We start from the raw sequence: 24862 nt of genomic DNA on the forward strand, positions 1-24862 counted from the left end.
GACGAACCAGTTCGTAGGTTCGTCTTTTCCAATTGGCGGTTAAGAAATCTCTACCCAGCCCTCTTCTATGGCACGTTTAATCGTATGCGTACGGTCGTTTGCATGCATTTTTTTGGTCAGATGGCTGACATGGTTGTTAACTGTCGCAACTGCGAGAAAGCACTCCTCGGCGATGCGTCGGTTGCTTTTTCCTTCAAGAATTTTTTCAAGAATCCGCACTTCTGCATCAGACAGAGTCATGCGTGCTTTTTCTGTATCCAATTCCAGCTCCTGCTGGGGTTCTTCGTGAACAACGGAATGAAGTTTTCTATAATTCAACACGAGCTGGGGCTGAAATAACGGGTCAATATACATAAGAAAGTTCTGGGCCCGCTTGAAGTGCACGAACCAGTCCTGATCCTCACGATCTGCCGCAAGCAGAACGTTGACGTCTTTTTGAAGAAGATCATCGAGGACGATATTTTCAAAAGACGGAATGTTAATTCCGAGCCGGAAATAACGCTGAATAGCTTCTGTTTTTGCAATATTGGTGCAGAGCGAGTCCTTGTCACACAGGGCAAAGTAGAGGGTATCCTTCTTTAAGCCTTCTTCAAATAAGACTGGAAGGTTCTCTGTGTGGGCCTCCACGATGGTTTTGCCCAGGCGCTCACCAGCATCCTTTAGGCGATTATTTTCTGAGGCATCAAAAAATAATAGAGGGAGACGCTGACCTGGGTCTCTGCGGGGTTTCCTATTAGACATTATGTATTCCTCCTGAAGTCAAAAGTGAAAGTGCTTGAATCGTTTTTGCTCTTTCACCAAGCTGCCCTGTAATGATACTTTTTTCTCTATAAATAGTATGAATATTTCCATACTTTTTTCACACAATAAAATTTTACCTTTTTTTTGCTCACTTGCAAAGGAACGAGAGTACCCTCATGCTTCATGGGTATTTGTTATACATTTGTATAGATACAAGTCTTTTTTACTGTTTTTCTTAAATCGTCATTAATAATTGGAGGAATTGCTAATTTTATGTAAAAATAAGTAAGTCTTTATGCCCATCATTATAGTGAACAATTTATGTTAATTTTTTTTGAATTGATTGGATAATTCTTCTAAGATCGATAAATTTGATTCGGATGCCTCGTTATTTTCCTCTTGAATGGCTAAATATATTTCCTTTCGGTGAATGTCGACGTGCTTTGGTGCATCAATGCCGAGCTTTATCTGGTCCCCATCCACCGCAATTACCTTTATTTCGATATCTTCCCCAATTTGTATCGATTCATCTTTTCTTCGGGTCAGTACAAGCATCAGGCTTCCTCCTTCTGTTCCGACGCCTCGTCCTTCTGCGGAAAGAGATAATGCTTCCTTTCATAGCCAGACTCGTTCAGTACCGGCTGCTTCCCTTTTTGTGCTTTTAAGTTCAGGATAATCGGCGCCTGCAGATTTGCCGTTGTTTTTTTGAAAGGTTCCTGGAGCGTCAGCATGGCAAAGATCCCGACGTCCTCTTCCTTTTCAATATCGAGCTGTTCCATGACAGCATCAGGAAGCTTCACCTGATAATCCGGGAAAAAATGAAACGGGTTTGCGATCACAAAGGCAAGGGTCGGCGTGTTAGCGGATTGTAAAATAAAAAAAACTTCATCATTGCTGAAGGGCAGCAATACGAAGGAGGTTTCGTTCTCGAATGCCGGAAGGCCCAGTTCAAATGTGAGCACGCGGCGGCTGTCAATTTCTATTTCTCCGTTATGTTTGGTTTGCAGCTTCACTATATTTGTCCCACCTTTTTAATACGTCTGATCGATCTGAAGACCGGTGACGTTGAATTGAATGCTTGGCTTTTGTTTCATGTAATGCTGGATTTCCCAGCGTGGTGCATCAATAATTGACTCGTGGTTATCGCCTCTATCCGGACCGGACGGTAAGGGGCATCGATTGTAATACTGTGAGGCTCCACATCAAATTTTACACTTGAGGCGCTTTTTGGCATATAGGCCATTTCGACCTCCTGCGAATACATGCTGCTGTTCTGCCGGGCAATAGAGACGAAAACTTTTCCGCCTCCGCTAATTTATTTCACTGGTTTGGAAGAGTTATCCACTTTAGTTGTGCGTTATCCACCAATGTGGGTACGTTTCCCCTGCTGCTTTTAGCGTTTCCACCGATTCAGGTTCAGTTTCCACTCTACTGCGTGCGCTTTCCACCGCTGGCTTGCTTTTTCCCGGGGGGCAGACCGTTTTTCCTCTGTACAGCAGTGGTTTCCACTGAATCAATGAATATCCACTTTCGTGACCGCTTATCCACCGCTGCGGGCGTTTTTCCACGTTAGTTTTTACTATTTCCACCGATGCGGAGTCGGTTTCCACTCTAATGCTGGAGCTTTCCACCGCCGGCTTGCTTTTTCCCGTGGACAGACCATTTTTCCCCTGTACAGCAGCGGTTTCCACTGAATCACTTGGAGATCCACCCGTGTTAGTTGAGGAAGTCCATGAGGGAGGGCTGGATGATGCGGGCGCCGGCAGAAAGGGCGGCGCGGTGGACATTTTCCTGGCTCATCAGCTTGATGATGACTTCTTCCATATCGGCGTCTTCGTTTTCAGACATAATGCGCTCTGCTATGACTTCCTGCTCCCCGAGGCGGCTCTCTATCATTTCAACGCGGTTCATGCGGGCGCCGAGTTCGGCGCGTTCGTTTACGGCGTTGTTGATGTGGCCGTCGATGGTATCAATAAAGCCGGAGAGGTCTTCTCCGCTTGTGTTTTCATCGAGCAGGGCGGATTCGAGATCCTCAAGGTCCTGAAACAGCTGATCACTAAATACGTTCTGCGGGTCGCTGTTTACTGGGATGGTGACGCCTTTCAGCAGTTCAATTTCAACATCGCCCTTGCCGTCGGAGGAGGTGCTGCCGTTTTCGTCGACTGGTGGGTTGGTTGTATCCTGGCCGTTAAAGATATATTTGTTGTTTGATTTTGTGTTTGCGATGGAAATGAGGTGTTCTTTCAGCTGGGCAACCTCCTCAGCGATGTTGCTGCGCTGGCCTTCTTCGTAGGTATCATTGGAGGCCTGAGTGGTCAGCTCGCGCACCCGCTGGAGCGCCTGGGTCGATTCATCGAGCGCTGCGTCTGATGAGTCCATCCAGTTATATACTTCGGAAAGATTGCGCTGAAACTGTCCGACCTCCACTGTCTGAGAACGGTAGCGCATGCCATTCATGGCCACGACCGGATCCTGGGAGGCTCTCGTGATTTTTTTACCAGTAGAAAGCTGGTCCTGTAGATTACCGAGCTTGGAATAGCCTTGGCTCAGATGGCGCAGCGAGTTCTGTGCGAGCATTGATTGAGTGACACGCATGGTTTTTTGCCCCTTTCTGTTCTTGCGTCATTATCTGCCGACAATGCCCATGTTATTGATAATGCGGTCGAGCATTTCATCTACCATCGTGATGTTTCTGGCGGAGGCATTGTACGCATGCTGAAACTGAATCATGTTTGTCATTTCTTCGTCGAGGGAGACACTGCCGACCTCCTGGCGGCGGCTGTCGACGCTGCTTCTCAGGTTATCCGTGTTTCCTGCCATCCGCTCTGCTTCACTCGTTTCAACGGCAAGATCACCTATGACTCCCTGATAGAAGCCCTGTACGTCGGTGGTCGTCCCGGCAAAAGTGAGGTCTTCATCCTTTACATCGGAAAGGGCCTGGGCATTCGATCCGTCACCGGCGTAACCGTTGGTGGAGGCAGCTATGTTGTCGAGATCTTCCTTAATCTCATCACTGATGCTGAGAGCAGCGGCGGCGCCTTTTTGACTCAATGTATTTTCATCAAAGGTAAAAAAATCAACATCACTGCTGCCGTTCAAGCCTTGTCCCTCATTATGAACTTCATTAAAACGGGCAGAAAAGGTGGTAACCATTTCATCAAGGTTGTTCAACAGCTCTGGGTAAATTCCAGATGTTTCTCCATCGTCCATATAGCCGAAGGATTCGACCAGGCCCTGCAGCTTGCCAGGGGAGTTTATAAAAGTAATCTCCGGAGCATTATCCGGATCTTCTATGTGGTCTGCGCTCTCCCCTTCCCATCTAAACGAAGCAGATTCTACGTACTCATGATAACTTCCGCCCGCTGCCGTCTCCACTTGAAGCTGTTTGTAATCAAGATTTTCGCCGTCTACGAGAGCACTGATCCGCTCACCATCATCCCCGATAAGATATACGTTCATCGTGCCTTCTGCTGCCGCTTCCGGCTGACCGCCGCTTTCGACCCGCTCGGTTTCAATACTGATCATGCCGGAAAGATTATCGAGCAGGCGGTCGCGTTCATCGTACAGGTCGTTTGGCATATCCCCGTGCGGTTCTACCCGGGAAATCTGGCAGTTAACATTATTAATCTGGCGAAGCATGGAATTAACCTCATCCTGCGTCGTCGTAATCTCCGCCCCAAGATCTTTTTTGTTTGCCTGCAGAGAATCCGACGTATAATTAAACGTTTCCGCCAGGGCAATTCCACGCTGGCGTACAACAGAGCGAGCTCCGGAATCCTCGGGATTGGTGGACAAATCCTGCAGTGCTGTCCAAAATTCGTCCATCGTATTGGCGATGCCGTCATCGGACGGTTCATTCATTAAGTCCTCGATTTTCTCAAGGGAAGCATGCTTTGTGTCCCAATACCCGAGCTTCGAATTTTCTCCGCGGTATTGTACGTCGAGATAGTTATCACGGATGCGCTGAATGAAATCAGCCTCCACTCCGGTGCCGAGCTGCCCCGGTACGCTGGGGCGGTTGCGGCCCTGGCCCGGGAAAGATTCCGTCTGCGAAAAGTTTACCCGCTGCCGGGTGTAGCCCTCGGTATTAGCATTTGCGATATTGTGGCCGGTTGTATGTAAAGCAGCCTGCTGGGTGCTCATGCCGCGCCTTGCGGTTTCGAGTCCGTGAAAGGTTGAGTACATCGTGCATTTCCTCCTTCGTCTTTATGCTTTCGAATCGAAGGTGGAAAAGCCTTCGCTCCGTTGTTTTTTCGGCTGATCACCGGGGCGTGAGTAATGGACGGCCTCTGGATCCGGCTGTATCAAGTCGAGTGTGAGCTGCACAAACTGCAGAGAATCATTTATCATCGTTCGGTTCAGCGTTTCCTGCTCCTGGAGCTTGGTGATTTCCTGTAATAGACTCGTGCGCAGGGTCAGAAGCGGCTCTTTATATGAGTCCGTCAGCCTGTCAAGCACATCATTCATCGTCACCATGCCGTTTTCTTCGCTTCCACCCTCTGCATTCATAAACTCCTGGGCTGCCTGCTGCCGCTCCTGTTCCGTTTTTTCAATCAGGCGCGCGAGCTTACTCTCTTTTTTCAAAAGTAATGAAAAAGCTTCCATGTCATTGCTTTTCAATAGCTCCGTCTTCTCGAGTGAGAGAGCGCGCAGCTCCTTGTGAAGCCTGACCAGCTCCGCCATCGCCTGAAATAACATTTTTAATGCCATCGATTTCCTCCTTCCCCGTTATTCGATCATCAGCTTGACCCAAAAGAAGGCTGCCTCGGCAGCCTGTCTGCGTTATTTTCCGGTCCAGAAATCGTAAAATTTCTGTGCAGTTTTTTGTGGGTTCATTTCATACGTGCCCGCTTCCACCTGTTCTTTCAGAGCGTCGATTTTTTCCTGACGGGCTGAATCGATAGAGGTTCCCTGCTGCATCTGTTTGGCCTGCTCTGAAATTTCTACTTTATCCCGTCCCTGCTGGGCAGAACCGGATTTTTCTACGCTCTGCTTATCTGCTTGTTTTTGATATGGATTGTTTAGTGGGCCGAGTGGATTGATTTTCATCCCGTTCACCTCCTTAAGAAAGTCGGTCTCTCTGTATAAAAATAGTGCTATACTCCTTTGTTATTTATTATATCGGATAGTTTATCTGTTCGTTAACACATACTTAAGGCTTATTTTAAGCGGTCGTTGATGGAATGATATGTTTGATACCTTTTTCTTTCCTCCTGCACCTGCTGCTTCTTCCGCTCTTTTTCACGTGCTTCTGCCTGAAGCCCGCCCGTGATGGAGGATTTACAGCTTGAACAGAGCCGTCCCTCCCGGATGGAGGCTCCGCAGGAATCACAAGGGTATGCAAGGTTCGGGAATTGATTCAGGCGCAGTCTGCCTTCTTTTATAAACCTAATAATTTCCTCTTCCGTGACATCAGTTGCTTCCACTACTTCCGCCATTGATGCGGACCGATTTTCACGCTTACGGATAAAACGATACACTTCATCGAATTTTTTCTCCATGTCCGTATGGCATTGATTGCAGACCGGGCGTAATGATTTGACAAATAAATCTCCGCAGTGCGGACAGTTCTCTAAGTTTTGCATAACTTTTCCTTTCCACCAGCATAAAATCCACAGTTGCTCTAACCTCTTACGAGTGTAAACGAAGCGATGCGGCCTGCGCCGGCCTGTTTCAATACAGCTGCTGCTTTTCTCACGGTTGTTCCTGTGGTATATATATCGTCAATCAGCACGATATCTTTACTTTTCAATAAACTTTCCTTCTTTTTCCGGATACGAAAAGGCAGTTCGTTAAATGAAATCCGCTCAGCCCGCGACTTTTTGCTTTGCTTTTGTTCATGTGCCGTTCTTTCTAAAATCTCCTGAACCGGCAGTGGCCGTGGCAGCCGCTTTATATGTTCTGTAATCGTCAATGGCTGACTTATTAGTGCTGCGATCAGCGCTGATTGATTGAAGCTTCGTTCCAGAAGCCGCTCCGGGTGCAGCGGCAGCGGCACTGGCATATAGCCAGCAAATTGGTGAAGAAAAGCGGTGCGGAGCTTCTCACGAAATGCCAGGATCATTGCAGCATCTCCACGGTATTTCCAGCGGGCGATGAAGTCTTTCATCATGTCATTATAGCTGTAAATAGAAAAATTTCTTTCAAGGAGTCCCTGCGTCTCGTGGCGGTTTTCCCAGCTGTCACAGTCTCTGCAGCGGAATTCTTTCACCAGCCCCTTCGAAAGCTCTGCCAGAGGCCGTGAGCACCCCCTGCACCTTTCTCCCGAGATATGGACAAATCTGCTTTGACAGGAAGAACAGAGCAGTGCCTGTTTGGTCGTGAGCGCTAAAAACGTCTCCCACGTTAACGGTTCATTTGTCTCGGCTCCGCAATAAAGACATGCCGGCTCTGCAGAGGGGCTTAGTGTTGGTCGAAGTATTAAGGTCATGTTTCAGCTCCCTCTCTGTTCATTTCAAGGATGTGATTACGCGCATGCACCATGGCATTAGTTTTTCCGAAATGGAAAAAGACGACATCCCCCTCCGGCTCGTCCTTGCTGCGGCCGGCACGGCCGGCAATTTGAACAAGTGCGCTTTCTTCGAATACCTCAGCTTCAGCTCCAAGTACTGCCACATCCACTCCCGGGATGGTGACCCCTCTTTCTAGAATGGTTGTCGTCACAAGCAGAGGTGTTGATTTTTCGCGAAACCGATTGACTTTTTCATGACGGTTCGCATCTTCTGCATGGACGCCTTCCACGGCAGCATCTAGGCTCTGGAGAAGGATTGTGACTTCCTCGAGCACATGCACCGACGGCACAAAGAGAAACGCAGGGGTCTTACTTGCGATTCGTTCGCGGCACCAGGAAAGAACCGGGTCCGGAAGCCGTTTTTTTTCTAAATGCTTTTTCCATTTCCCTGTCCATTGAAAGCGCGGCACCGGCAGTGGATAGCCGTGGTAACGCCTAGGAATCCTGACAGCATGCAGGCTGCGGCGGCTGATTCTTCTTTTAAGGGCTTTTGTTGGTGTGGCGGTTAAATAGATAGTAGCAGCGGTATGTTTTTTTGCTTTTTCCACGGCATATTGAAGAGATGCGTCGTAAGTATAAGGAAACGCATCCACCTCGTCAATGATGACGACATCAAATGCTTCACGGAATCTCATCGTCTGGTGGGTGGTGGCAATTGTAAGCGGCGCACAGCGGTGGCGGTCCTCACTGCCGCCGTACAGCCCGGCAATTAATGTGTCTGGAAAAGCAAGTTGAAAGCGCGGGACAAGCTCGAGTACAACATCGGTGCGGGGCGTCGCCAGCAGAATACGCTTTCCTGCCTGTAAGGCTTGTCTCACCGCAGGAAACACTATTTCTGTCTTGCCGGCACCGCATACAGCCCAAATGAGAAGCTCTTCCTTCCTTGATATTGCTGAATTGATTTTATCCGCTGCCCGCTTTTGCCCTTCAGAAAAGACTCCGTCCCAGGCTAGATTGTGAGAAATTGGCTGTGGGGGAGACGGCCCGTTCCAGCTGTAAAGTGCCGTACACGATGAGATTTTACCCATCATCAGGCAGCTGCGGCAGTAAGTGCAGCTTGTCTGACAGCAGGCACAAGGGAAAATTCCGAATCGGCGTGGCGAATCTTCCCCGCATCGACGGCATACGTAACCCTTTAAGGTCTGTTCAAGCCCGGACCGAATTTTTACAAAACCGGATTCAATAAATGGTGTTAACAAAGAAGGAGCAAGGTTGATTTCTTCAAGAAGAAGTTCTCTGCCGGAGAGGAAGTGCTGCAGTTCAGAATAATGGGGATGCAAAAGCAGCTTCTCGGGAGGTGGATGTTCTGGCTGCTGCTGCCCGGGCTCTGGAAGGGAGCTGATTTTTGCAGGACCGTGGACGACCTGCCATCCTGGCGGGAGGTGATCTGCGGGGAAACACCGCAGTGGTGCGTGAGAGGAAGGTAAAGCGAGGTTGTACAGCATAGGCATATCTCCTTTTAAAGATCCGGGAGGGGCGGCTCCCGGACATCAGTGGGATTTAAGGCTTGTACCAGCCGAGGCCGAGACTCCGCTCACCCAGGTGAGTACCGATAACCGGGCCGAAATAGCTGACATCTACCTCTGCATGGGGGTATTTTTCAATAAGAGCTGAACGGAGCTTATCTGCTTTCTCCGGGCGGTTGGCATGAATGACAGTGGCCTTCACAGCTTCTCCGCTGCCGGCATCCTCATGAAACAATTCAAGAATGCGGTTCACCGCTTTTTTTTCGGTACGTACTTTTTCGAATGGAACAATTAGTTTATTTTCAAAATGAAGCACTGGCTTGATCTGCAGGAGGCTGCCAACCATCGCCTGTGCCCCGCTCAAACGACCGCCGCGGTGGAGATGATTGAGATTTTCAACCATAAAATAGGCTCGCACCGTTTTTTTCATTTCTTCGAGACGATCGAGAATGTCATCTACTGTCGCCTCCTCCATTGCAAGCCTGGCAGCTTCGAGTACGTAAAAGCCCTGCACCATACAGCTGATTTCGGAATCAAAGCAATACACCTCCGCGCCATGTATATCCTCAGCCACAGCCAGCGCTGTCTGATACGTGCCGCTGATACCGCTGGAAAGATGAATGGAAATAATGGCATCATGATTTTCAGCTAATCGTTCATACGTTGCGAGGAATTTTCCAGGAGATGGCTGAGACGTGGTCGGGTGTTCGTCAGCTTTCTTCATCTTTTCGTAAAAATCGGCGGTGGACATCTCGATTTCTTCTTCAAATGCACTTTCTTCAAAAACAACACTCAACGGAACGACGGTGATGCCGTAAGTTTCTATTTGCTCCGGCGGCAGGTACGCGGTGCTGTCTGTTACGATCGCAATATTCGGCATAGCGGGTCCCTTCCTTCATCAACGTTCTTCATATAAACACATCTTATTTATTCATCATAGAATGACAGGGGCGTTTCGGCAAGACAATTATTGAAATTAAATCGTTTAATTCCCTGGAAATACGACGGCACTCATCACGGCATTTTAAAAAAGCAAGATATCGTCTTCGGAGAAGTTTACCATCCATGTGCCGGCACGCTTACATGAGATCCTGCTGCATTTATAGAGTTATAAAAAACGGCCTTCCGCACGTAAGCGAAAAGCCGTTTTTGTAAGCTATCTTACCTTGACCCAGCCTTTTTTAATGGATTCTACCACTGCCTGTGTCCGGTCATTTACATTCATTTTCTGCAGAATATTACTTACATGGTTTTTAACTGTTTTTTCACTAATATAAAGGCTCTCACCGATCATGCGGTTGCTGTAGCCATCTGTCATAAGCTGAAGAACCTCGCATTCGCGTCGTGTCAGGATATGGAGAGGCTTTCTGTATTCCACCTCTTTGTATCCGATTTCGGCACTGCTGTCGACAGCTTCGTCGCCGGTTGCCAGACGGCGGTACTCATTAATGAGATTGTGCGTTACCTTCGGATGGATATATGCTCCGCCGGAGCCGACCACCTTCACTGCTTCAATGAGCGCGTCTGCATCCATTTCCTTTAATAGATAGCCCGCCGCACCTGTTTTCAGCACGTGGGTCACATAGGATTCATCATCATGAATGGAGAGGATCAAAACCTTGACTCCAGGGTAATGCTCGACAAGAGTTCTTGTTGCTTCAACGCCGTTCACGCCGGGCATATTGATGTCCATAAGAACTACATCCGGATCATTCTCTTCGACAAGACGCAGCGCTTCCTCGCCGTCATCTCCTTCTGCAACGACATCAAACTTATCCTCCATGTCAAGGATGCGTTTGACGCCTTCCCGGAAAAGCTGATGGTCATCTATTAGTACTAGCTTAATCGATTCCTGTAATCTTTCCTTCATGTTCCTCATCCTTTCCATCCTGGTTCGTGCAGGATGTTTAATATTTTGTTCTATTTATTTCTTTCAGGACGATCATCGACCGGGACCTTAATGTAAATCGCGGTTCCCTTATTTGGTGCGGAGTCGATATAAAGCTTCCCCTTTAACACATTAATTCTTTCCCGCATCCCCATTAAACCAAAGGAATTATCGCGGATTTCGTCCCTGGCGAATCCTTTACCGTCATCCTTTATAACGATAGAGACCTGGTTTTGTTTCATTTCCATTTTCACCTGTACCAGCGAGGGTGACGCATGCTTGTATGCATTTTGAATCGCTTCCTGTATCAGCCGGAATAAGGCGACTTCAAGGTTCTGCGGCAGTCTCAGATCCTTTCCCATGTTGGTAAATCGGATGGACATACCGGTGTGTTCCTCGAACGTCTTGACATATTTATTTAATGTCGGAATTAAACCGAGATCATCAAGAGCCATGGGACGCAGATCGTATATAATGCGCCTTACTTCAGCTAAGCTTGAGCGGATCATCACGCGCAGGTCCTTAATTTCCTTCATGGCTTCATCCACGCCTTTTTCCTGCCGCACTCGTTCGACAAGCTCAGAGCGGAGCAGTACGTTCGCAAGCATCTGTGCCGGTCCGTCATGAATTTCTCTGGCGACCCGCTTGCGTTCTTCTTCCTGCGCTTCGATAATTTTCAACCCGAACTGCTGTTTTTCACGGGCATCTTCCATCATCTCTCCGACTTCCTTTAAATCGCCGGCCAGAAAATTGTAGACGACTGAGACCTGACTGACGAGCGCTTCTGCCCGGTCGATCGTTTCCTCGAGTTGAACGAGCCTTCGTTCAATCTGGTCGCGGCGGCTCCGCAGTTGTTTTTCCTCCTGCTGCAGCACAACTAGCTGGACCTGAAGTTCATTGGCCTGCTCGTACGCTTTTTGTACATCGGTATTGCTGAAACTGCCGAAATGTCGACTTACCTCGGCAAGCCTGTTTCTGGCATAACGCGCATGCCCTTCCATTTTGTCGGATTCATCAATAACGTTTCCGACTTTATCCTTTATTTCCCGGAGTTCGCGTTCTAATGATTCAAACTCCCCGCGAGCCTGCTCGCTTATCTCAAAAATTTGTTCTTTACTGTTTTCGACTGTACCCAGCATTTTATTGATAATTTCGTCGAGTGTAGGTTTAATCGACAATATTGTCACCACGCTTCTAAATCTGTTTGTTTGACAGGTTGTCATGATTCGTTATGATTATTTTATCATATTCTTATTTACCCACACCGATATCAATGTAATAGTTAAACATTTACACAATCTATTGAAAAAAACGCAATAATTCTGCGTCTCTTACAGGATACCACGCCTGATACTTTTCAAGTTTTACAATATTATTATAGTATAATTACATTCTGAGAAGGAGTTTAGTGGTCATGCTGCAATCCTATTTCACGATTAAAACCTATGGCACGAACGAAATTGTCATTAATAAGTCCCGGTTCATCACACATGTCAAACGTGTTACAACAGAAAAGGAAGCGCAAAATTTTATTGATTCTGTCAAAAAAATGCACTGGAACGCTAATCATAATTGCTCTGCTTACCTGATCGGAGAACAGGATTTGATTCAGAAAGCTAACGATGATGGAGAACCGAGCGGCACTGCCGGAGTACCGATGCTTGAAGTCTTGAAAAAACGCGGCCTGAAGGATACCGTGGTCGTGGTAACGCGTTATTTCGGCGGCATCAAGCTTGGTGCCGGCGGTTTGATTCGGGCGTATGGTTCAGCTGTAACCGAGGGCATTAATGCCGTTGGAATGGTCGAACGCCGGCTTGTTCATGAAATGGAGATATCCGCAGACTATACCTGGCTTGGCAAGCTTGAAAATAATTTACGGCAAAATGCTTATTTAATTAAAGACATTAAATATGAAGATAATGTTCGTATACTCACGTATGTACCGGAAGCAAATAGGACGTCTTTTACAGACTGGATCACCAATATGACTAATGGTCAGGCTGTTCTTCAGGATAATGGTGTAACTTATTTAGAGAAAAATATTTAATTTCAACAATCATTTACTTATTATTCGGTGGTCATTCCATTTTCCCCTTTTTTCTTGTTTTATTTTTTATCGACAAGATTCGAACTATTTCCGGGGAAATAATAATTTTCAGGAATCTTGTCTTTTTTTGAAACTTTTTGATAGCAAGCTGCGTCTAACACAAAAGGGGATGGAAATAGAATGTTATTTACGTTCACAATCATGTGATGTAAAATGATTTGAACTTCAAGAAACTTGAATATTAAGGAGATCAGCAATATGGCAAATGAAATTCCTCAAACGAGGGTACGGCGCCGCAGAAGAAGATCACGCCGTATATTTAGAGCTTTTATGGTGATCGGATTACTTTCTTTTCTCATCTTAGGCGGAGCTGCCGGTTATTTCGCCTGGAAGCTCAGTGACGTAGCAGCTGATACAAACGAAACACTTGAGCGAGGGAAAAAGTCAGATCTTAGAGATGAAGCAGTCGATCCGAAACAGGATAATTTTTCAGTGCTTTTCATGGGGCTGGATGACCGCGACTCAACGCTCGAAGGCAGGACCGATGCCATGGTGCTCGCCACCTTTAATAAAGATAATAAGAGCGTAAAAATGGTCAGTATCCCGCGGGATACTTTAGTAAATATTCCTGGACATGGTGAAGATAAAATTACACACTCCCACGCATATGGCGGAACCGACCTTGCCGTTTCAACCGTGGAAGAGATGTTCGATGTACCTGTAGATTATTATGTAAAATTAAATTTTAATGCGTTCATTGAAATAATAAATGCTCTTGACGGAATCGAAGTAAATGTCCCGTTTGATTTTACGGAACAGGACAGCACCGGCAAGCATGATCAAATTGCCTTAAAAGAAGGCGAGCAGATGCTGGATGGAGAAGAAGCTCTTGCATTTGTAAGAATGAGGAAACAGGATCCACGCGGTGATCTTGGACGGGGCGAGCGTCAGCAGGAAATTATAGAAGCTTTGATACGCAGAAGTGCTTCGATTTCGTCCATCCGCAATTACGATGATGTGCTCCAAAGTATAGAAAAGCATATGAAAATGAACTTTACGTTCGGTAATTTAATTTCACTGCACCGCTACACAGGTTCTATTGATAATATTGACCAAATGCAGCTTGAAGGTTCAGATACGTACCTTGGCGGCGTTTATTATTACCAGCCGGCAGAACAATCCCGCTTAAACATTGCTGCGAATCTGCATGAGCATTTAGAAATGGATGAAGAAACTGCGGATAACAGTGACGACAGCGCAAATGCAGAAGAATAACTTTATTAAGGCCCTGGTCTTCCAGCGGCCTTTTTTTAATTTCTCATATTCAGCTCAACGACCCGGAATACAGTTGATTATGAATAGCTCCCGCCTTCTTTTCTGTAAATTTCATAAGCAAAATATCCAAATAATAAGCCTATTCCAGCGCCCAAACCAATGGTGGATGGTAAGGATACTGGAAAAAATATACTGATCAGTACAGCAGCAATACAACCAATTATCATTCCGAAAGGTATTAAACTGTCTAATATACTTTGAGCGATCCTGGAGTCTTTCTTACCCAGGGTTCCTTTCTTAAATTTTTGTTTCATTCTAAAAACTACAAATACTGCAATACCCCCCGCCAGTATCACTGGCAGTAAAACTCTTGCAATTTCCAAAGCTGAGCCCATAGCAAAACCCCCTTTTTTTCAATTTTAACATTATTTTATCCACAGAAAATTTCCCGTTTTATTATAAATAAAAGCTGTCTTCTGCAGGGTATCCAGCAGAAAACAGCTTTTTTATTATGATCGTTTCGGCGGGTTGGCAAAGCGGTGGACCAGTTTCATCATCGGTCTGTATTTCTTGCTGACAAGGCCGATTCTTTCCGCTACCAGTTCTATCCCGATTAAGAGAAGCATCATGATGAAAAGCGACACCCAAAGCGTAGACATCGTAAAAATAACTGCCGATAGTCCAAAGAAAGCGCTGAAAGTATAAATGATCAGCACAGTCTGCTTATGGCTGTAACCAAGCCTGAGCAGGCAGTGATGCAAATGGGATTTATCCGGAGCCGACAGTGGCTGCTTATTCACGACACGTCTGATAATCGCGAAAAAGGTGTCGGAAATTGGCACTGCAAGAATAATTACAGGAACAACAAGGGAAAATATTGTTACGTTCTTAAATCCGAGTAAAGATATGACTGAGATCATAAACCCGAGAAAAAGTGCCCCGGTATCTCCCATGAAAATCTTTGCCGGGTTAAAGTTATGAACAAGAAACCCTAATGTTCCGCCGAGAAGTGCAATCCCCAGCGCCACAATAAAAATGTCGCCCTGGATGATAGCCAATACAGAAATCGTTGCAAGTACAATTGATGATACACCTGCTGCGAGTCCGTCCAGTCCATCAATCAGATTGATCGCATTTGTAATACCGATAATCCATAATAATGTAATCGGAATACTCAGCCATCCTAATTCAAGCCGACCATCAAAAGGAAGGTTGATAAACTCGACCTGCACTCCGCCGAATATTACAATGACGGCGGCCGCTATCTGCCCAAGCAGTTTCCATTTTGCCGACAATTCAATCATATCATCGAGAAAGCCGGTTAAGATAATTATCGTACCGGCAGTTACGATATAAGGCATGAATGAACTTTCAGGCTGCAAAATAAGAAGCCCCGCTAAAAATGATGCATAAATGGATAAGCCGCCCAGTCTTGCCATGGCTCCGTTATGAACTTTTCGGTGATTAGGCTGATCTGTTGCTCCTATACGGAATGCCAGCTTTTTTATGAGCGGCGTTAAGAACAGCGATAATAAAAAACAAGTGATAAGTGCCAGTGAGGTTATCATTTTTTCCCTCCTTGATTACCGTTTCCATTTCATTGATGTTTTATTAGTGTTTTTTAGAATTAATCGTATATTATTTATGGTTAATGCTGTCGCAATATTTTCCTTTTCATAGTTTCATAGAAACCACTATCGAATTATAGCACATGTTGTAAAGCGTTGTACCTATTCTCACAAATTTTACAAATTTCTTTATAAAATTCTTCAACTGTCCTATTAGACGATTGCGCTAATGGAAAGGTTTCACTTTTTTTGAAATTAATTTGTGAAACTTTAGATCTATTATACCGCACGAGAAGATGGTATAATAGACCGAAGTATAATTATTACTTTTTTCACTACATATTTCCATTTTTAAATTTCATGAAACATTCATTTGTTCCAAAATAAAAAGGAGGACTAGCATTCTATGAAAAAATGGTTTTTCGCCGGCGTCGGCAGTACAATTATCGCCTTAGCTGCAGTTATTTCTACACCAGCCATTGCAGAATCAGAAACTGTGCTTGCCAGTGTCGATTGGGTCGTTGAACAAATTGATCCTTTAAATGACCGTATTGAAGGCCTCGAAGACCGGATAACTGAGCTTGAAAGTGAAGTAGAAGAATTAAAGCAGTCCAGCAATTAACCCTTCTTTTAAATTCATCTTTACATAAGGAAAGGACATAACTTTTATGTATAAAAAAATGGCAGGCGCTCTTTTCATGCTGCCCTTGTTATTCTCCCACCATGCTGAGGCTGCGGAGCCGCAGGATTTGTACACGGAACCAATGACAGTAAAGCTGGTTCCTTCCGCAAAACCCTCGGTTACAATAACCGGGTCCTACGAACTCATTGATCTTGATACCGGCGACACGATTGACATTGACAATGATATTATCTTTGAACATAACAGCAATGAAGTGACTGCGGTCGTTTCCGGCAGCAAAAAATACACGAGTGATGAAGGGTACTCCCTGCAGGAGAACGGTCCTTTTGCCAATAATTTCTTAACCATTTCAAAAGTGTTTCCTGCAGGAGCCTCCACTTCGAGTAATAATCAATACCGCGGCTCGCTCATAATTGAACCGGCAGGCGGCAGTGCCCCTGAAATTTATAATGTTCTTAACATGGAAGACTACTTAAAAGGCGTCGTCCCCCGGGAGATCTCTGCAGGCTGGCCTGTGGAATCGTTGAAAGCACAGGCCGTTGCTGCACGTAACTACGCCAAGGTGAATATGAGTAATAATAATTTTCTATATGACACCGTACAGAGCCAGGTGTATGCCGGTCGAACAGGTGAACATACCCGCAGTAACCAGGCTGTGGATGAGACGAAAGGAAAAGTTGCCACGCATAACGGTTCATTGATTACGGCTTATTATCACGCAAGCTCGGGCGGATACACGGAAAATAGTGAAAACGTCTGGAGCACTGCCTTGCCATACACCCGGGCTGTGGAGGATCCATTTGATAATCACAGTGCCAACCCGAACACAAGCTGGAGTGAGAATATTACGAAAGAACAGCTTGGACAGGCTGTATTTAAAAGTAGCTGGATAGTCGTCGATGTCAAAGTCGTTGAAAGAAGTGATGCCGGCCGCGTTCAAAAGTTGGAAGTATCTGCTGTTAATAAAAGCAGCGGCGCACGTGAGACAAGAATCGTTCCCAACGGAACCTCACCGGACTCTATTCGTAATAACGTCGGTAAAACTCTGAAAAGCACCATGTTTGATGTGAAGAAAGAAGGCGGCAGCGTGAAGGTAAAAACTGCCGGAGGCGCAGAAGAAACTCATGATCAGGCACTTGGGATGAAATTAAAGCAGCCGGATGGCTCAGAATCTACAATTAACTACGAAAACTTAGCTGTTCGTCAGGCCGGAGGAAGCACCGATTACATCAGCACAGCCGCCTCCTCCTTTATCTTCACCGGAAAAGGCTGGGGCCACGGACTCGGCATGAGTCAGTGGGGTGCCTATAATATGGCCAATCAAGGAAAATCATATGAGGAAATATTGAAGCATTATTATACAGGCATTCAAATTGTCCAGCAGTAATGTCTGCAGTGAAGTCCGGCCTTTGAGCCGGACTTTTTTAGTTTAGTGGAGGATGAAACTGTACACGTAGCAGCTTGCTATGCCTCATGCAAGCTATTATTTCCACCGTGACTGCCTGCTTTCCTGCTCCATCTGCCGGTTTCCCGTTTGTCTGCTTCATTTCCCGTTAAGCTGGCTCCATTTCCCCTTTTTCTAACTTCATTTCCACCGGGTGCGACTTCTTTTCTTCCGCTGCTCGCTTTTTTCAACCGTCGCATGCGCTTTCCCGCTTCCGAACATCGTTTCCACCGCAGCGCTCACCTTTCCCGCCAAACAGCAGCCCCCCTTTTTTTCTCGTCCGCAAAAAAAGAGCGTCTCTCCCCCGGAGACGCTCTTTACAAAATATGCTTTATTTATTTTTCTGAATAAAATAATCGTCCAGCGCGCGGGAGAGGAACTGAGAGAACTGAGCACGTGATGTTGTCTCATTTGGACGAAATGCCTCGCCGGATTCTGTAGTAATCCCAAGATCGGCGATAATATTAATTTCTTCAAATCCAGAATCAGAAGATTTCATATCGGTAAATGTATGTACTTTCGATGCTTCTGGTAAATCATAGGCACGCACCAGCACAGCAGCCATCTGAGAACGCTTCAGCTCTGAGTTAGGCATCATTTTTCCACTGTTGCCCGTCATGATCCCTTCTGCTTCCATGGCACGAAAATCATCATAATAATCATTATTCGTGCTTACATCGTCCACTTTTAGTTCATATCCATCCGGAGCTTCCAGTTTCAACGCGTTCGCGAGCATTCTGGCCGTCTGGCCTCTTGAAATTTTTACATTCGGCTGGAAACGGCCATCGGGGTACCCTCTAATAATTTCACTGCCTGCTAAGTATTGAATTTCTTCATAGGCTCCATGGGTGTCCGGCACATCCGAAAACAGCTGGTCGGAAGGGATATTTACATTGCCGCGCTTGATCGAAGCAATATCTTTTTCGAGATCATCTACTCTTTCTTCCCCATCCGCCACCTTCGCTTCTGTCTCGTTAATTTGTTCTTCTGTCCAGGCAGCACTCGCTGCTTCTTCTGAATCATCGGCAGCAGCCTGGGAGCAACCGGCTGCGATGAGAGCGAGAGCGCTCAGGAGCGTGCCCCCCAGCAATAATTTCTTCCAATACGTGCTCATGTAATTGTTCCTCCCCCATTGCTTCTCTTATTTTCTACCAATTCCGTGATAGATAATGCCCTCATTCTTTAAGGCCTGGGCATCTAATGCGTTTCTGCCGTCAAGCACAACCGGCCGGTTCATCTTTTTCTTGTAATCGGTCGGTGCTATTTCTTTACATTCATCCCACTCTGTTACTAAGAACGCAGCGTCGGCTCCTTCTATAGCTTCACCGGCGCTTCCTGCATAGTACACATCATCCGGCAGCAAGCTTTTCGCGTTATTCATGGAAATTGGATCAAAGGCACGGATTTTTGCACCGCGGCCGATGAGCTCGTGAATGATTTTCAACGACGGTGCTTCTCTCATATCATCCGTGTTCGGTTTAAATGCGAGACCGAGTATCGCGATCGTGAGACCGTTAATTTGATTGTTGTAAATAAGATCAAGGTGATCTATCATTTTGCGGCTCTGTTTTTCATTTACATCATTTACTGCCTGCAGCATGTCTGTTTTGTAGCCTTTTTCCTCTGCTAAGTATTTCAGGGCTTTTACATCCTTAGGAAAGCAGGAACCGCCATAGCCGATGCCGGCATGTAAAAACTTCGGACCGATCCGGTTGTCCATCCCCATCCCTTTTGCCACGGCGTTGACATCGGCATCGTAAAGGTCGCAAATATTGGCAATCTCGTTAATAAAAGAGATCTTTGTGGCCAAAAACGCATTAGAGGCGTATTTAATCATTTCCGAGCTGCGCGGGTCAGTGATGACAATATTAGACGTTAGTGTTTGATGAAGCTGCGTTAATAAATCGGCTGCCTTTTTTGTAGAAGTGCCGATTACAACGCGGTCCGGATTAAACGTATCTTTTACTGCCGAGCCCTCCCGCAGAAATTCCGGCACGGAGCACACATCAATTGATGCAGCCGGCTGTCGTTTTTTCACGATGCTTTCGACCGCTTCTGCCGTTCCGACTGGGACGGTGGATTTGTTGACGATTACTTTGTAAGTACTGTCGAGCGCTCCACCGATTTCTTCCGCTACGGTATATACGAAGGACAAATCGGCCGCCCCGGTTGGTGTTTCAGGAGTACCAACGGCTATAAATATAATATCGGATGAAGTGACTGCACCTTTAATATCTGTTGTAAAACGAAGGCGTCCTGCTTCTTTATTTTTTCTGACCAGATCTTCAAGTCCCGGTTCATAAATCGGAATATCGTAACGATTAAGTCTTTCCACTTTTTCTTCTAATTTATCTACACAAATGACATCATTTCCAAGTTCCGCAAAGCATGTTCCAGAGACAAGGCCGACATAGCCCGTTCCAACTACGGCAAGCTTCATTACTGTTTCACAACCTTCTTTTTAACTTTTTCTATGAATCCATCAATCTCTTCAATATGAAGGAACTTCATTAAGACGAGCATCAGAATCAAGGCGGCAGTTCCCCCTGCCGCTAAGGATATGTATGGTCCTCCAACGGTAAAAACCATGCGGAAGCTGAATAAGCCGGCGCCGAATAGAATGAGCAGCAGGAGGAGTCTCGGAAGACCTGATGCTTTGTCATTTTTTCCATCCTTCTGTAAGTTTAACATAAAATGACTTCCAACAAGGAGCATACAAAAGTTACAGACCGCGCTTATAGATGTTCCCCACGCGAGTCCTTCTGCACCGAAGCGTTCGACGAGTGCAAAGTTTATTCCAACATTGATACCGAGTACGGCAATCAAACTCATCACTACGGGAAAAAAGGTGCGTTCATAAGCATAATAAAATCTGGTGATGTATAAATTCGCTGCGTGAAAAAACATCCCGATCACTAAAATCTGCAGCAGTGGAGATACCATTGCAGTGGATTGTGCATCAAAACTGCCGTATTGAAACACTGCCCGGATAATGTCTGCCGCATACAGCATGACAAAAATCGATACCGGCAGGATCGTCAGCGCCATATAGCGGAGTCCACGAAAGTAAAGACTGGTAATCTCCTCTTTTTTCCCACTTCCGACTTTAGCCGCAAGCAGAGGATAAACCACGGTCGTTACGGCCATCATCAGCACACTCTGCGGAAGCTGAACGATCTTTGACGTATAATTCAATGCAGAGATGTAGCCTTCCTCAAGCCACGAGCCGAACATGCGGTGGATGAGAAAATAAAGCTGCAGCGTTGCACCGCCAAGCATAATCGGTACCGCCATTTTCATCGTCCGCCACGTTTCAGGGCTGTGTCCGAGCTTCGGCCGGAAACTGATAAAACGCCCCCTGCGGATCATGAAAATAAGAAAAATGGCCATCAGTGCTGCACTGAAAAGAGCTCCCCATGCATGAGCAAACGCACCGAGCCACGGATACAGTACTACCGCAATCAATAAGAATGATCCGTTCAACAGCAGGGTCGCAAAGGCTGTCCAGCTGAAGCGGTTGTTTACATTCATAACGCCTGTAAACCACATTGAAATGATGAGAAACAAGGTAGATGGCGCCATAATGCGGAAGAGATCCACGGTCAACTGATACTCTTCTGGGGCAAGACCGGAAAATAGCAGCGCTATGACCTGTTCTGAAAAAAGAAGAAGCATGGCTGTAAACAAAACCAGTCCGATCGACAGCCAGCCAAAGATCCGCTCCGTATACTCCTTACAGCGAAGCGGATCATCGAACTTACTGTAAATGGAAATAAATGCTGTAGTTACGGCTCCTCCTATGACGACATAGAAAAAATTAGGAAGTGTATAGGCAGCCACAACACTATCTGCAGCATAGCTGGTGCCGAACTGATATCCAATTACAGCTTCGCGGAAAAAACCGACCATTCTCGACAGCAGATTAATTACCGCCACTGCGCCAATCACCTGCAGTAACGATTTGCTCTTCATCTTGTATCCTGTCCTTTCATAAGAAAAGCACAAGCGCATAGGAAGCGCTGACTCAGCCGGCATTTGTTCAGGCCCGGTCAATAAAATCCTCTAACAAGCGAAAAATCTTTTCTCTTCCGCTTTGAAACGGAACAGGAGTAAAGCTTTTGGCTTCAAGGAGCGCCGCATCAAGGAGCTCCAGCTCTTCTACACCGATGATGTGGCCGGCTTCGCTGAACTGCTCCACGATTTCTAACTGATGATCATCATTGTGCTCCTTATATTTAGCGAGACGGGGTACAGCGATCACCGGCTTCCCTTTTTTTACACCACTGATGATAGAGCCAGTACCGCCATGGGCAATAATGATCGATGCTTCATCATATTTGTTATCCATTTCTTCATAGCTGATAAATGGCTGAAGCGTCATATTTTCAGACTGATACTTTGTGTGTCCTGATTGAACAAAGACCTCTTCGGAAATAGAACCGGATTCAATCAGCTCATCTACTTTTTTCAATAATCTTGTAAACGGCAGCTCATGGGTGCCAAGGACAACGAGTATCAATAGATCGCCCCCCCATGCACCGCTTTAGGGTAATGCTTGAGCATGCCTTCCCATTGCACGATAAATAAATCAGCAATGGGGTAGACAAGCTTTCCGGACATCGTCGGAGAGGAGGTTTTGGCAAAGCTCTCAATAAACACAACCTTTTTGCGGAAAAGCTTCGCGATGTAGCACATCGGAACAGAAGTATGGACCCCGGTTGTCACCACAACATCTGGTCTCTGCTGTAAAAAGATCAAGAGCGATTTCACGCAGTTAAAGCTGAATTTAAAAATATAGCTGAGTGGGTAGTTACGTGCTCCGTAGACCAAATAAGACGTTGGATGTTCATCCCTCAGCTTTTTCGTAATTGCCGTTTCCTCGGTGACGAGGTGGTAGTTATATTTATCAAATAAAGGGCTCAGCTGCATCAGCTGCGTGAGGTGGCCGCCTACCGAAGAAATGAAGAGCACTTTTTTTCGTTTCCTGCTCATTGCTTTGTTCCTTTCTGGATGGCTTTTTCATAGATGGAAAGAACCCGGTCGGTGATTTCCTCTGCATCATTTTCTTCCACCCGCTTCTTAGCATTTTCGAGCAGGCGCTTTCGGTAGACATCGTCTTTCAGCACCCGCATCACGGAAGCTGCCAGCGTTTCAGGCTGCTTTGGCATTGCCAGTGCTCCTGCATCCTCAGCTAAGAGATGGGAAAGCCCTCCGGTATCCGTCCCGACAACCGGTGTAGCGCATGCCATTGCTTCAACAGCCACGAGTCCAAAGCCTTCAATGTGCGACGGCAGGACAAACACATCAGCCGCGCTCATCCACTCCGCTACTTCCGCCTGAGGTCTCGAGCCGTGAAAGTGAACATCCTCCGTCAATCCAAGCGTTTCGATTCGTTTAGTTAATTTATCATAATAGGACTGCTGCTTTGGCTGACCGACAATATGAAGCTTCGTTTCCGGCATATCTTCTTTTACCTTGGCAAATCCTTCTATTAAGTCTGTACTCCCTTTTTCAGGCAAAATATTACCGACATACAGCAGATGCTTATGTTCACTGTTCACGCCAAGTTTCTCACGTACCAGCTGTGTATCATGAGGGTAAAAAACATCACGGTTCACACCCATGCTGAATACGGAAAGCTTTTCGGGAGGAACCTCAAAATCGTGCAGCACCTGCTGTTCCAGGTCATAGCCGACCACAATTACATGCGCCGCATCCTGCAGTATCTTCTTTGTTTGTTTAAAAAAGAAAGGGCTTTTCCGTGCCATTTTATTGAGATCCCCGCCATGGGAGGTGACCACGTAAGGTATGCCGTACCGTTTTTTAAACCAGCGTGCGAGCATTCCGGACGGAAAGGCGTAATGTGCATGAATAATGTCATAGGAGCTTTCTTTTGAGAGGAACCTTCTGCAGGTATGAAACATCCATTTGCTGTATTTTTCCATAACATTTCTCTTACCCATGTTTGGATTGGTTACAGCCGCTACATCAAGATGGAGACCCCTTTTGCCGAGAGCCTCCACCTGGTTTTTTACAAAAATGCCGAAGGTTGGTGCAGTAGTTGAAGGATACATGTTACTGATTACAAGTACGCGCATCATTATTCCTCCATCTTTCTTTCCGGATTGAGTTTATGTTGAGAGACCGAGCAGCCGAATGCCTTCTCTTGCTTCTTCTCTCAGCACAGCTGATGTCTTCACAAAGTTGGCCTGCAGCTGCTCCCAGTCTGCCTCTGCTTTTTCAAACGCAGCCACAATACCAGTCATGCTGTCTTCAATGGGGACAGAGTAGTCCGGCTTATCGATGGCACTCATAAAATCCTTAACCTTCTGATGGTACTCGATGCCGATCACCGGGGTCGCAGCATTAACAGCAAGAATAAGCGAGTGAAGCCTCGTTCCGATCACCAGATCCTGGTTTCCGGCGAGGTTGGTTAACTGCCCTGGAAGAAAATTATCTTCTAGAATAGTTACCGCTTCGCTGTGCTTCATCTCCACTGCTATATCTTTGGTCACTTCGATATCTTCAGGGTATTTTGTTGAGAAAAAAGTTATATTCACACCTTTTTTACTCACAAGCTCATCAAGGGACACAGCCATACCGTAAACATACTTTCGGTATTTGGGCTCATCCGGAAATGGCCAATACCGCTTACTAAAATACGGAACGGCAGTTACGCCGACATTTTGAATGCTGCGACTTTTCTGGTGTGGTGTCTGTACAGGGATAGAAAAAGCAGGATCGTTGATCACACTTACTTCCTTTTTTACACCGATATCCTGCAGAAGCTGTTTGGATCTTTCGTCTCGAACGGCCACCGTTGCTGCGGCATGGGTTAATTTTTTTATAAAGAACGTTCCCGGGCGTGTTGTTATCGGGCCGGCGCCAACCCCATGCACAGCGACACGGCAGCCGCTGTATTTACCGGTAAGGCCGAGCACACAATACAGCGGGGCATCCCGCTTATACATGTCCATTAAGAGACCGCCGCCTCCGATGATCAGCAAATCAAGGGACTGCATAACTTTTCTGCTTTCACGGACCGTTTTGAAAACAGATTTAACAATGTTCCCTTCTTTATAAATCATTGAAAAGGCAGCAACACCATGACGCTGTTTTGTGTTCACCGGATTGTTGCTGAATACAACGATATTTTCTTTTTTTATATCACCGACGCTCGTCAGCTGGTGCAGCAGTCCCGACAATATCGCTTCATCTCCGTTATTGTTATTGCCGTAGTTGCCGATAATTCCAACATTCATATGTATAGGTCCTTTTC

At 46.2% G+C, this 24862-nt stretch carries 29 protein-coding genes; 4 read left to right on the forward strand and 25 right to left on the reverse strand.

The genetic code is table 11. The features are described 5' to 3' along the window. Positions 1–39: 39 nt before the first annotated feature. The 15 genes from ACE4RR_RS04090 to ACE4RR_RS04160 all read right to left on the reverse strand — a co-directional run bounded on the left by ACE4RR_RS04090 (position 40) and on the right by ACE4RR_RS04160 (position 11784). A complete protein-coding gene (locus tag ACE4RR_RS04090; RefSeq protein ID WP_375534122.1) occupies positions 40–741 on the reverse strand; it encodes a response regulator transcription factor in 702 nt (233 codons plus the stop codon). A 324-nt stretch (positions 742–1065) separates the two neighbouring features. Further along, a complete protein-coding gene (gene csrA, locus ACE4RR_RS04095; protein WP_375534123.1) occupies positions 1066–1296 on the reverse strand; it encodes a carbon storage regulator CsrA in 231 nt (76 codons plus the stop codon). Further along, positions 1296–1754, reverse strand: a complete 459-nt coding sequence (fliW, locus tag ACE4RR_RS04100; protein ID WP_375534124.1) for a flagellar assembly protein FliW — start codon at positions 1752–1754, stop codon at positions 1296–1298. The genes csrA and fliW overlap by 1 nt, the downstream gene beginning before the upstream one ends. Before the next feature lie 77 nt (positions 1755–1831). Next, positions 1832–2056, reverse strand: coding sequence for a DUF6470 family protein (locus ACE4RR_RS04105; RefSeq protein ID WP_375534211.1), 225 nt, complete (start codon positions 2054–2056; stop codon positions 1832–1834). Between the two features lie 31 nt (positions 2057–2087). Beyond that, complete coding sequence (locus ACE4RR_RS04110) at positions 2088–2432, reverse strand: hypothetical protein (RefSeq protein WP_375534125.1); 345 nt, start codon at positions 2430–2432, stop codon at positions 2088–2090. Between the two features lie 25 nt (positions 2433–2457). Then, complete coding sequence (flgL, locus tag ACE4RR_RS04115; RefSeq protein WP_375534126.1) at positions 2458–3336, reverse strand: flagellar hook-associated protein FlgL; 879 nt, start codon at positions 3334–3336, stop codon at positions 2458–2460. A 30-nt stretch (positions 3337–3366) separates the two neighbouring features. Further along, positions 3367–4926 carry a flagellar hook-associated protein FlgK gene (gene flgK / locus ACE4RR_RS04120; protein WP_375534127.1) on the reverse strand — a complete coding sequence of 520 codons (1560 nt, stop codon included), beginning with the start codon at positions 4924–4926 and terminating at the stop codon, positions 3367–3369. A 21-nt stretch (positions 4927–4947) separates the two neighbouring features. Beyond that, positions 4948–5451 (reverse strand): flagellar protein FlgN, encoded by a 504-nt coding sequence (locus ACE4RR_RS04125; protein ID WP_375534128.1) that lies wholly within the window; start codon positions 5449–5451, stop codon positions 4948–4950. Between the two features lie 72 nt (positions 5452–5523). Further along, complete coding sequence (gene flgM, locus ACE4RR_RS04130; protein ID WP_375534129.1) at positions 5524–5790, reverse strand: flagellar biosynthesis anti-sigma factor FlgM; 267 nt, start codon at positions 5788–5790, stop codon at positions 5524–5526. A gap of 110 nt (positions 5791–5900) precedes the next feature. After that, complete coding sequence (locus ACE4RR_RS04135; protein ID WP_375534130.1) at positions 5901–6326, reverse strand: TIGR03826 family flagellar region protein; 426 nt, start codon at positions 6324–6326, stop codon at positions 5901–5903. Between the two features lie 38 nt (positions 6327–6364). Beyond that, a complete protein-coding gene (locus tag ACE4RR_RS04140; RefSeq protein ID WP_375534131.1) occupies positions 6365–7171 on the reverse strand; it encodes a ComFC family protein in 807 nt (268 codons plus the stop codon). After that, positions 7168–8697 (reverse strand): ATP-dependent helicase ComFA, encoded by a 1530-nt coding sequence (locus tag ACE4RR_RS04145; protein ID WP_375534132.1) that lies wholly within the window; start codon positions 8695–8697, stop codon positions 7168–7170. Before ACE4RR_RS04145 ends, ACE4RR_RS04140 begins: the two co-directional genes overlap by 4 nt. Positions 8698–8752: 55 nt before the next feature. Then, positions 8753–9598, reverse strand: coding sequence for a DegV family protein (locus tag ACE4RR_RS04150; protein ID WP_375534133.1), 846 nt, complete (start codon positions 9596–9598; stop codon positions 8753–8755). A gap of 276 nt (positions 9599–9874) precedes the next feature. Beyond that, positions 9875–10588, reverse strand: coding sequence for a response regulator (locus ACE4RR_RS04155; protein ID WP_375534134.1), 714 nt, complete (start codon positions 10586–10588; stop codon positions 9875–9877). A gap of 50 nt (positions 10589–10638) precedes the next feature. Beyond that, entirely contained in the window at positions 10639–11784 is a 1146-nt protein-coding gene (locus ACE4RR_RS04160) for a sensor histidine kinase (protein ID WP_375534135.1), read from the reverse strand. A 236-nt stretch (positions 11785–12020) separates the two neighbouring features. On the opposite strand from ACE4RR_RS04160, the gene ACE4RR_RS04165 reads away from it, so the two are divergent. Further along, the gene (locus ACE4RR_RS04165) at positions 12021–12653 is read left to right on the forward strand and encodes a YigZ family protein (RefSeq protein ID WP_375534136.1); all 633 of its coding nucleotides are present in this window, start codon (positions 12021–12023) and stop codon (positions 12651–12653) included. 258 nt (positions 12654–12911) lie between these two features. Further along, complete coding sequence (locus tag ACE4RR_RS04170; RefSeq protein ID WP_375534137.1) at positions 12912–13928, forward strand: LCP family protein; 1017 nt, start codon at positions 12912–12914, stop codon at positions 13926–13928. 77 nt (positions 13929–14005) lie between these two features. Here ACE4RR_RS04170 and ACE4RR_RS04175 read toward each other — a convergent pair whose 3' ends face one another. Both ACE4RR_RS04175 and ACE4RR_RS04180 read right to left on the reverse strand, forming a co-directional pair. Next, positions 14006–14323 (reverse strand): hypothetical protein, encoded by a 318-nt coding sequence (locus ACE4RR_RS04175; protein ID WP_375534138.1) that lies wholly within the window; start codon positions 14321–14323, stop codon positions 14006–14008. Positions 14324–14437: 114 nt separating this feature from the next. Continuing rightward, positions 14438–15496, reverse strand: a complete 1059-nt coding sequence (locus ACE4RR_RS04180) for a glycosyltransferase family 4 protein (RefSeq protein WP_375534139.1) — start codon at positions 15494–15496, stop codon at positions 14438–14440. Positions 15497–15902: 406 nt separating this feature from the next. On the opposite strand from ACE4RR_RS04180, the gene ACE4RR_RS04185 reads away from it, so the two are divergent. Together ACE4RR_RS04185 and ACE4RR_RS04190 are read left to right on the forward strand one after the other, a co-directional pair. Further along, complete coding sequence (locus ACE4RR_RS04185) at positions 15903–16118, forward strand: hypothetical protein (RefSeq protein ID WP_375534140.1); 216 nt, start codon at positions 15903–15905, stop codon at positions 16116–16118. A 46-nt stretch (positions 16119–16164) separates the two neighbouring features. After that, positions 16165–17526, forward strand: a complete 1362-nt coding sequence (locus tag ACE4RR_RS04190) for a SpoIID/LytB domain-containing protein (RefSeq protein ID WP_375534141.1) — start codon at positions 16165–16167, stop codon at positions 17524–17526. 77 nt (positions 17527–17603) lie between these two features. Here the strand turns inward: ACE4RR_RS04190 and ACE4RR_RS04195 are convergent, their stop codons facing one another. From ACE4RR_RS04195 to ACE4RR_RS04230, 8 genes are all read right to left on the reverse strand, one after another. Beyond that, positions 17604–17783, reverse strand: coding sequence for a hypothetical protein (locus ACE4RR_RS04195; protein WP_375534142.1), 180 nt, complete (start codon positions 17781–17783; stop codon positions 17604–17606). A gap of 131 nt (positions 17784–17914) precedes the next feature. Then, positions 17915–18697: an S-layer homology domain-containing protein gene (locus ACE4RR_RS04200; RefSeq protein WP_375534143.1), complete on the reverse strand. Its 783-nt coding sequence runs from the start codon at positions 18695–18697 to the stop codon at positions 17915–17917. A gap of 27 nt (positions 18698–18724) precedes the next feature. Next, positions 18725–20023, reverse strand: coding sequence for a UDP-glucose dehydrogenase family protein (locus ACE4RR_RS04205; RefSeq protein WP_375534144.1), 1299 nt, complete (start codon positions 20021–20023; stop codon positions 18725–18727). Then, positions 20023–21555, reverse strand: coding sequence for a murein biosynthesis integral membrane protein MurJ (murJ, locus tag ACE4RR_RS04210; protein WP_375534145.1), 1533 nt, complete (start codon positions 21553–21555; stop codon positions 20023–20025). The genes ACE4RR_RS04205 and murJ overlap by 1 nt, the downstream gene beginning before the upstream one ends. Before the next feature lie 67 nt (positions 21556–21622). After that, positions 21623–22102, reverse strand: a complete 480-nt coding sequence (gene pssE, locus ACE4RR_RS04215) for a PssE/Cps14G family polysaccharide biosynthesis glycosyltransferase (RefSeq protein WP_375534146.1) — start codon at positions 22100–22102, stop codon at positions 21623–21625. Then, positions 22099–22575, reverse strand: coding sequence for a PssD/Cps14F family polysaccharide biosynthesis glycosyltransferase (gene pssD, locus ACE4RR_RS04220; protein WP_375534147.1), 477 nt, complete (start codon positions 22573–22575; stop codon positions 22099–22101). The genes pssE and pssD overlap by 4 nt, the downstream gene beginning before the upstream one ends. Then, positions 22572–23681 carry a glycosyltransferase family 4 protein gene (locus tag ACE4RR_RS04225; protein WP_375534148.1) on the reverse strand — a complete coding sequence of 370 codons (1110 nt, stop codon included), beginning with the start codon at positions 23679–23681 and terminating at the stop codon, positions 22572–22574. The genes pssD and ACE4RR_RS04225 overlap by 4 nt, the downstream gene beginning before the upstream one ends. Before the next feature lie 33 nt (positions 23682–23714). Next, complete coding sequence (locus tag ACE4RR_RS04230) at positions 23715–24845, reverse strand: polysaccharide pyruvyl transferase family protein (RefSeq protein WP_375534149.1); 1131 nt, start codon at positions 24843–24845, stop codon at positions 23715–23717. Positions 24846–24862 lie beyond the last annotated feature (17 nt).

The sequence above is a fragment of the Alteribacillus sp. HJP-4 genome, assembly GCF_042139015.1.
GTDB lineage: Bacteria > Bacillota > Bacilli > Bacillales > Marinococcaceae > JBHIKY01.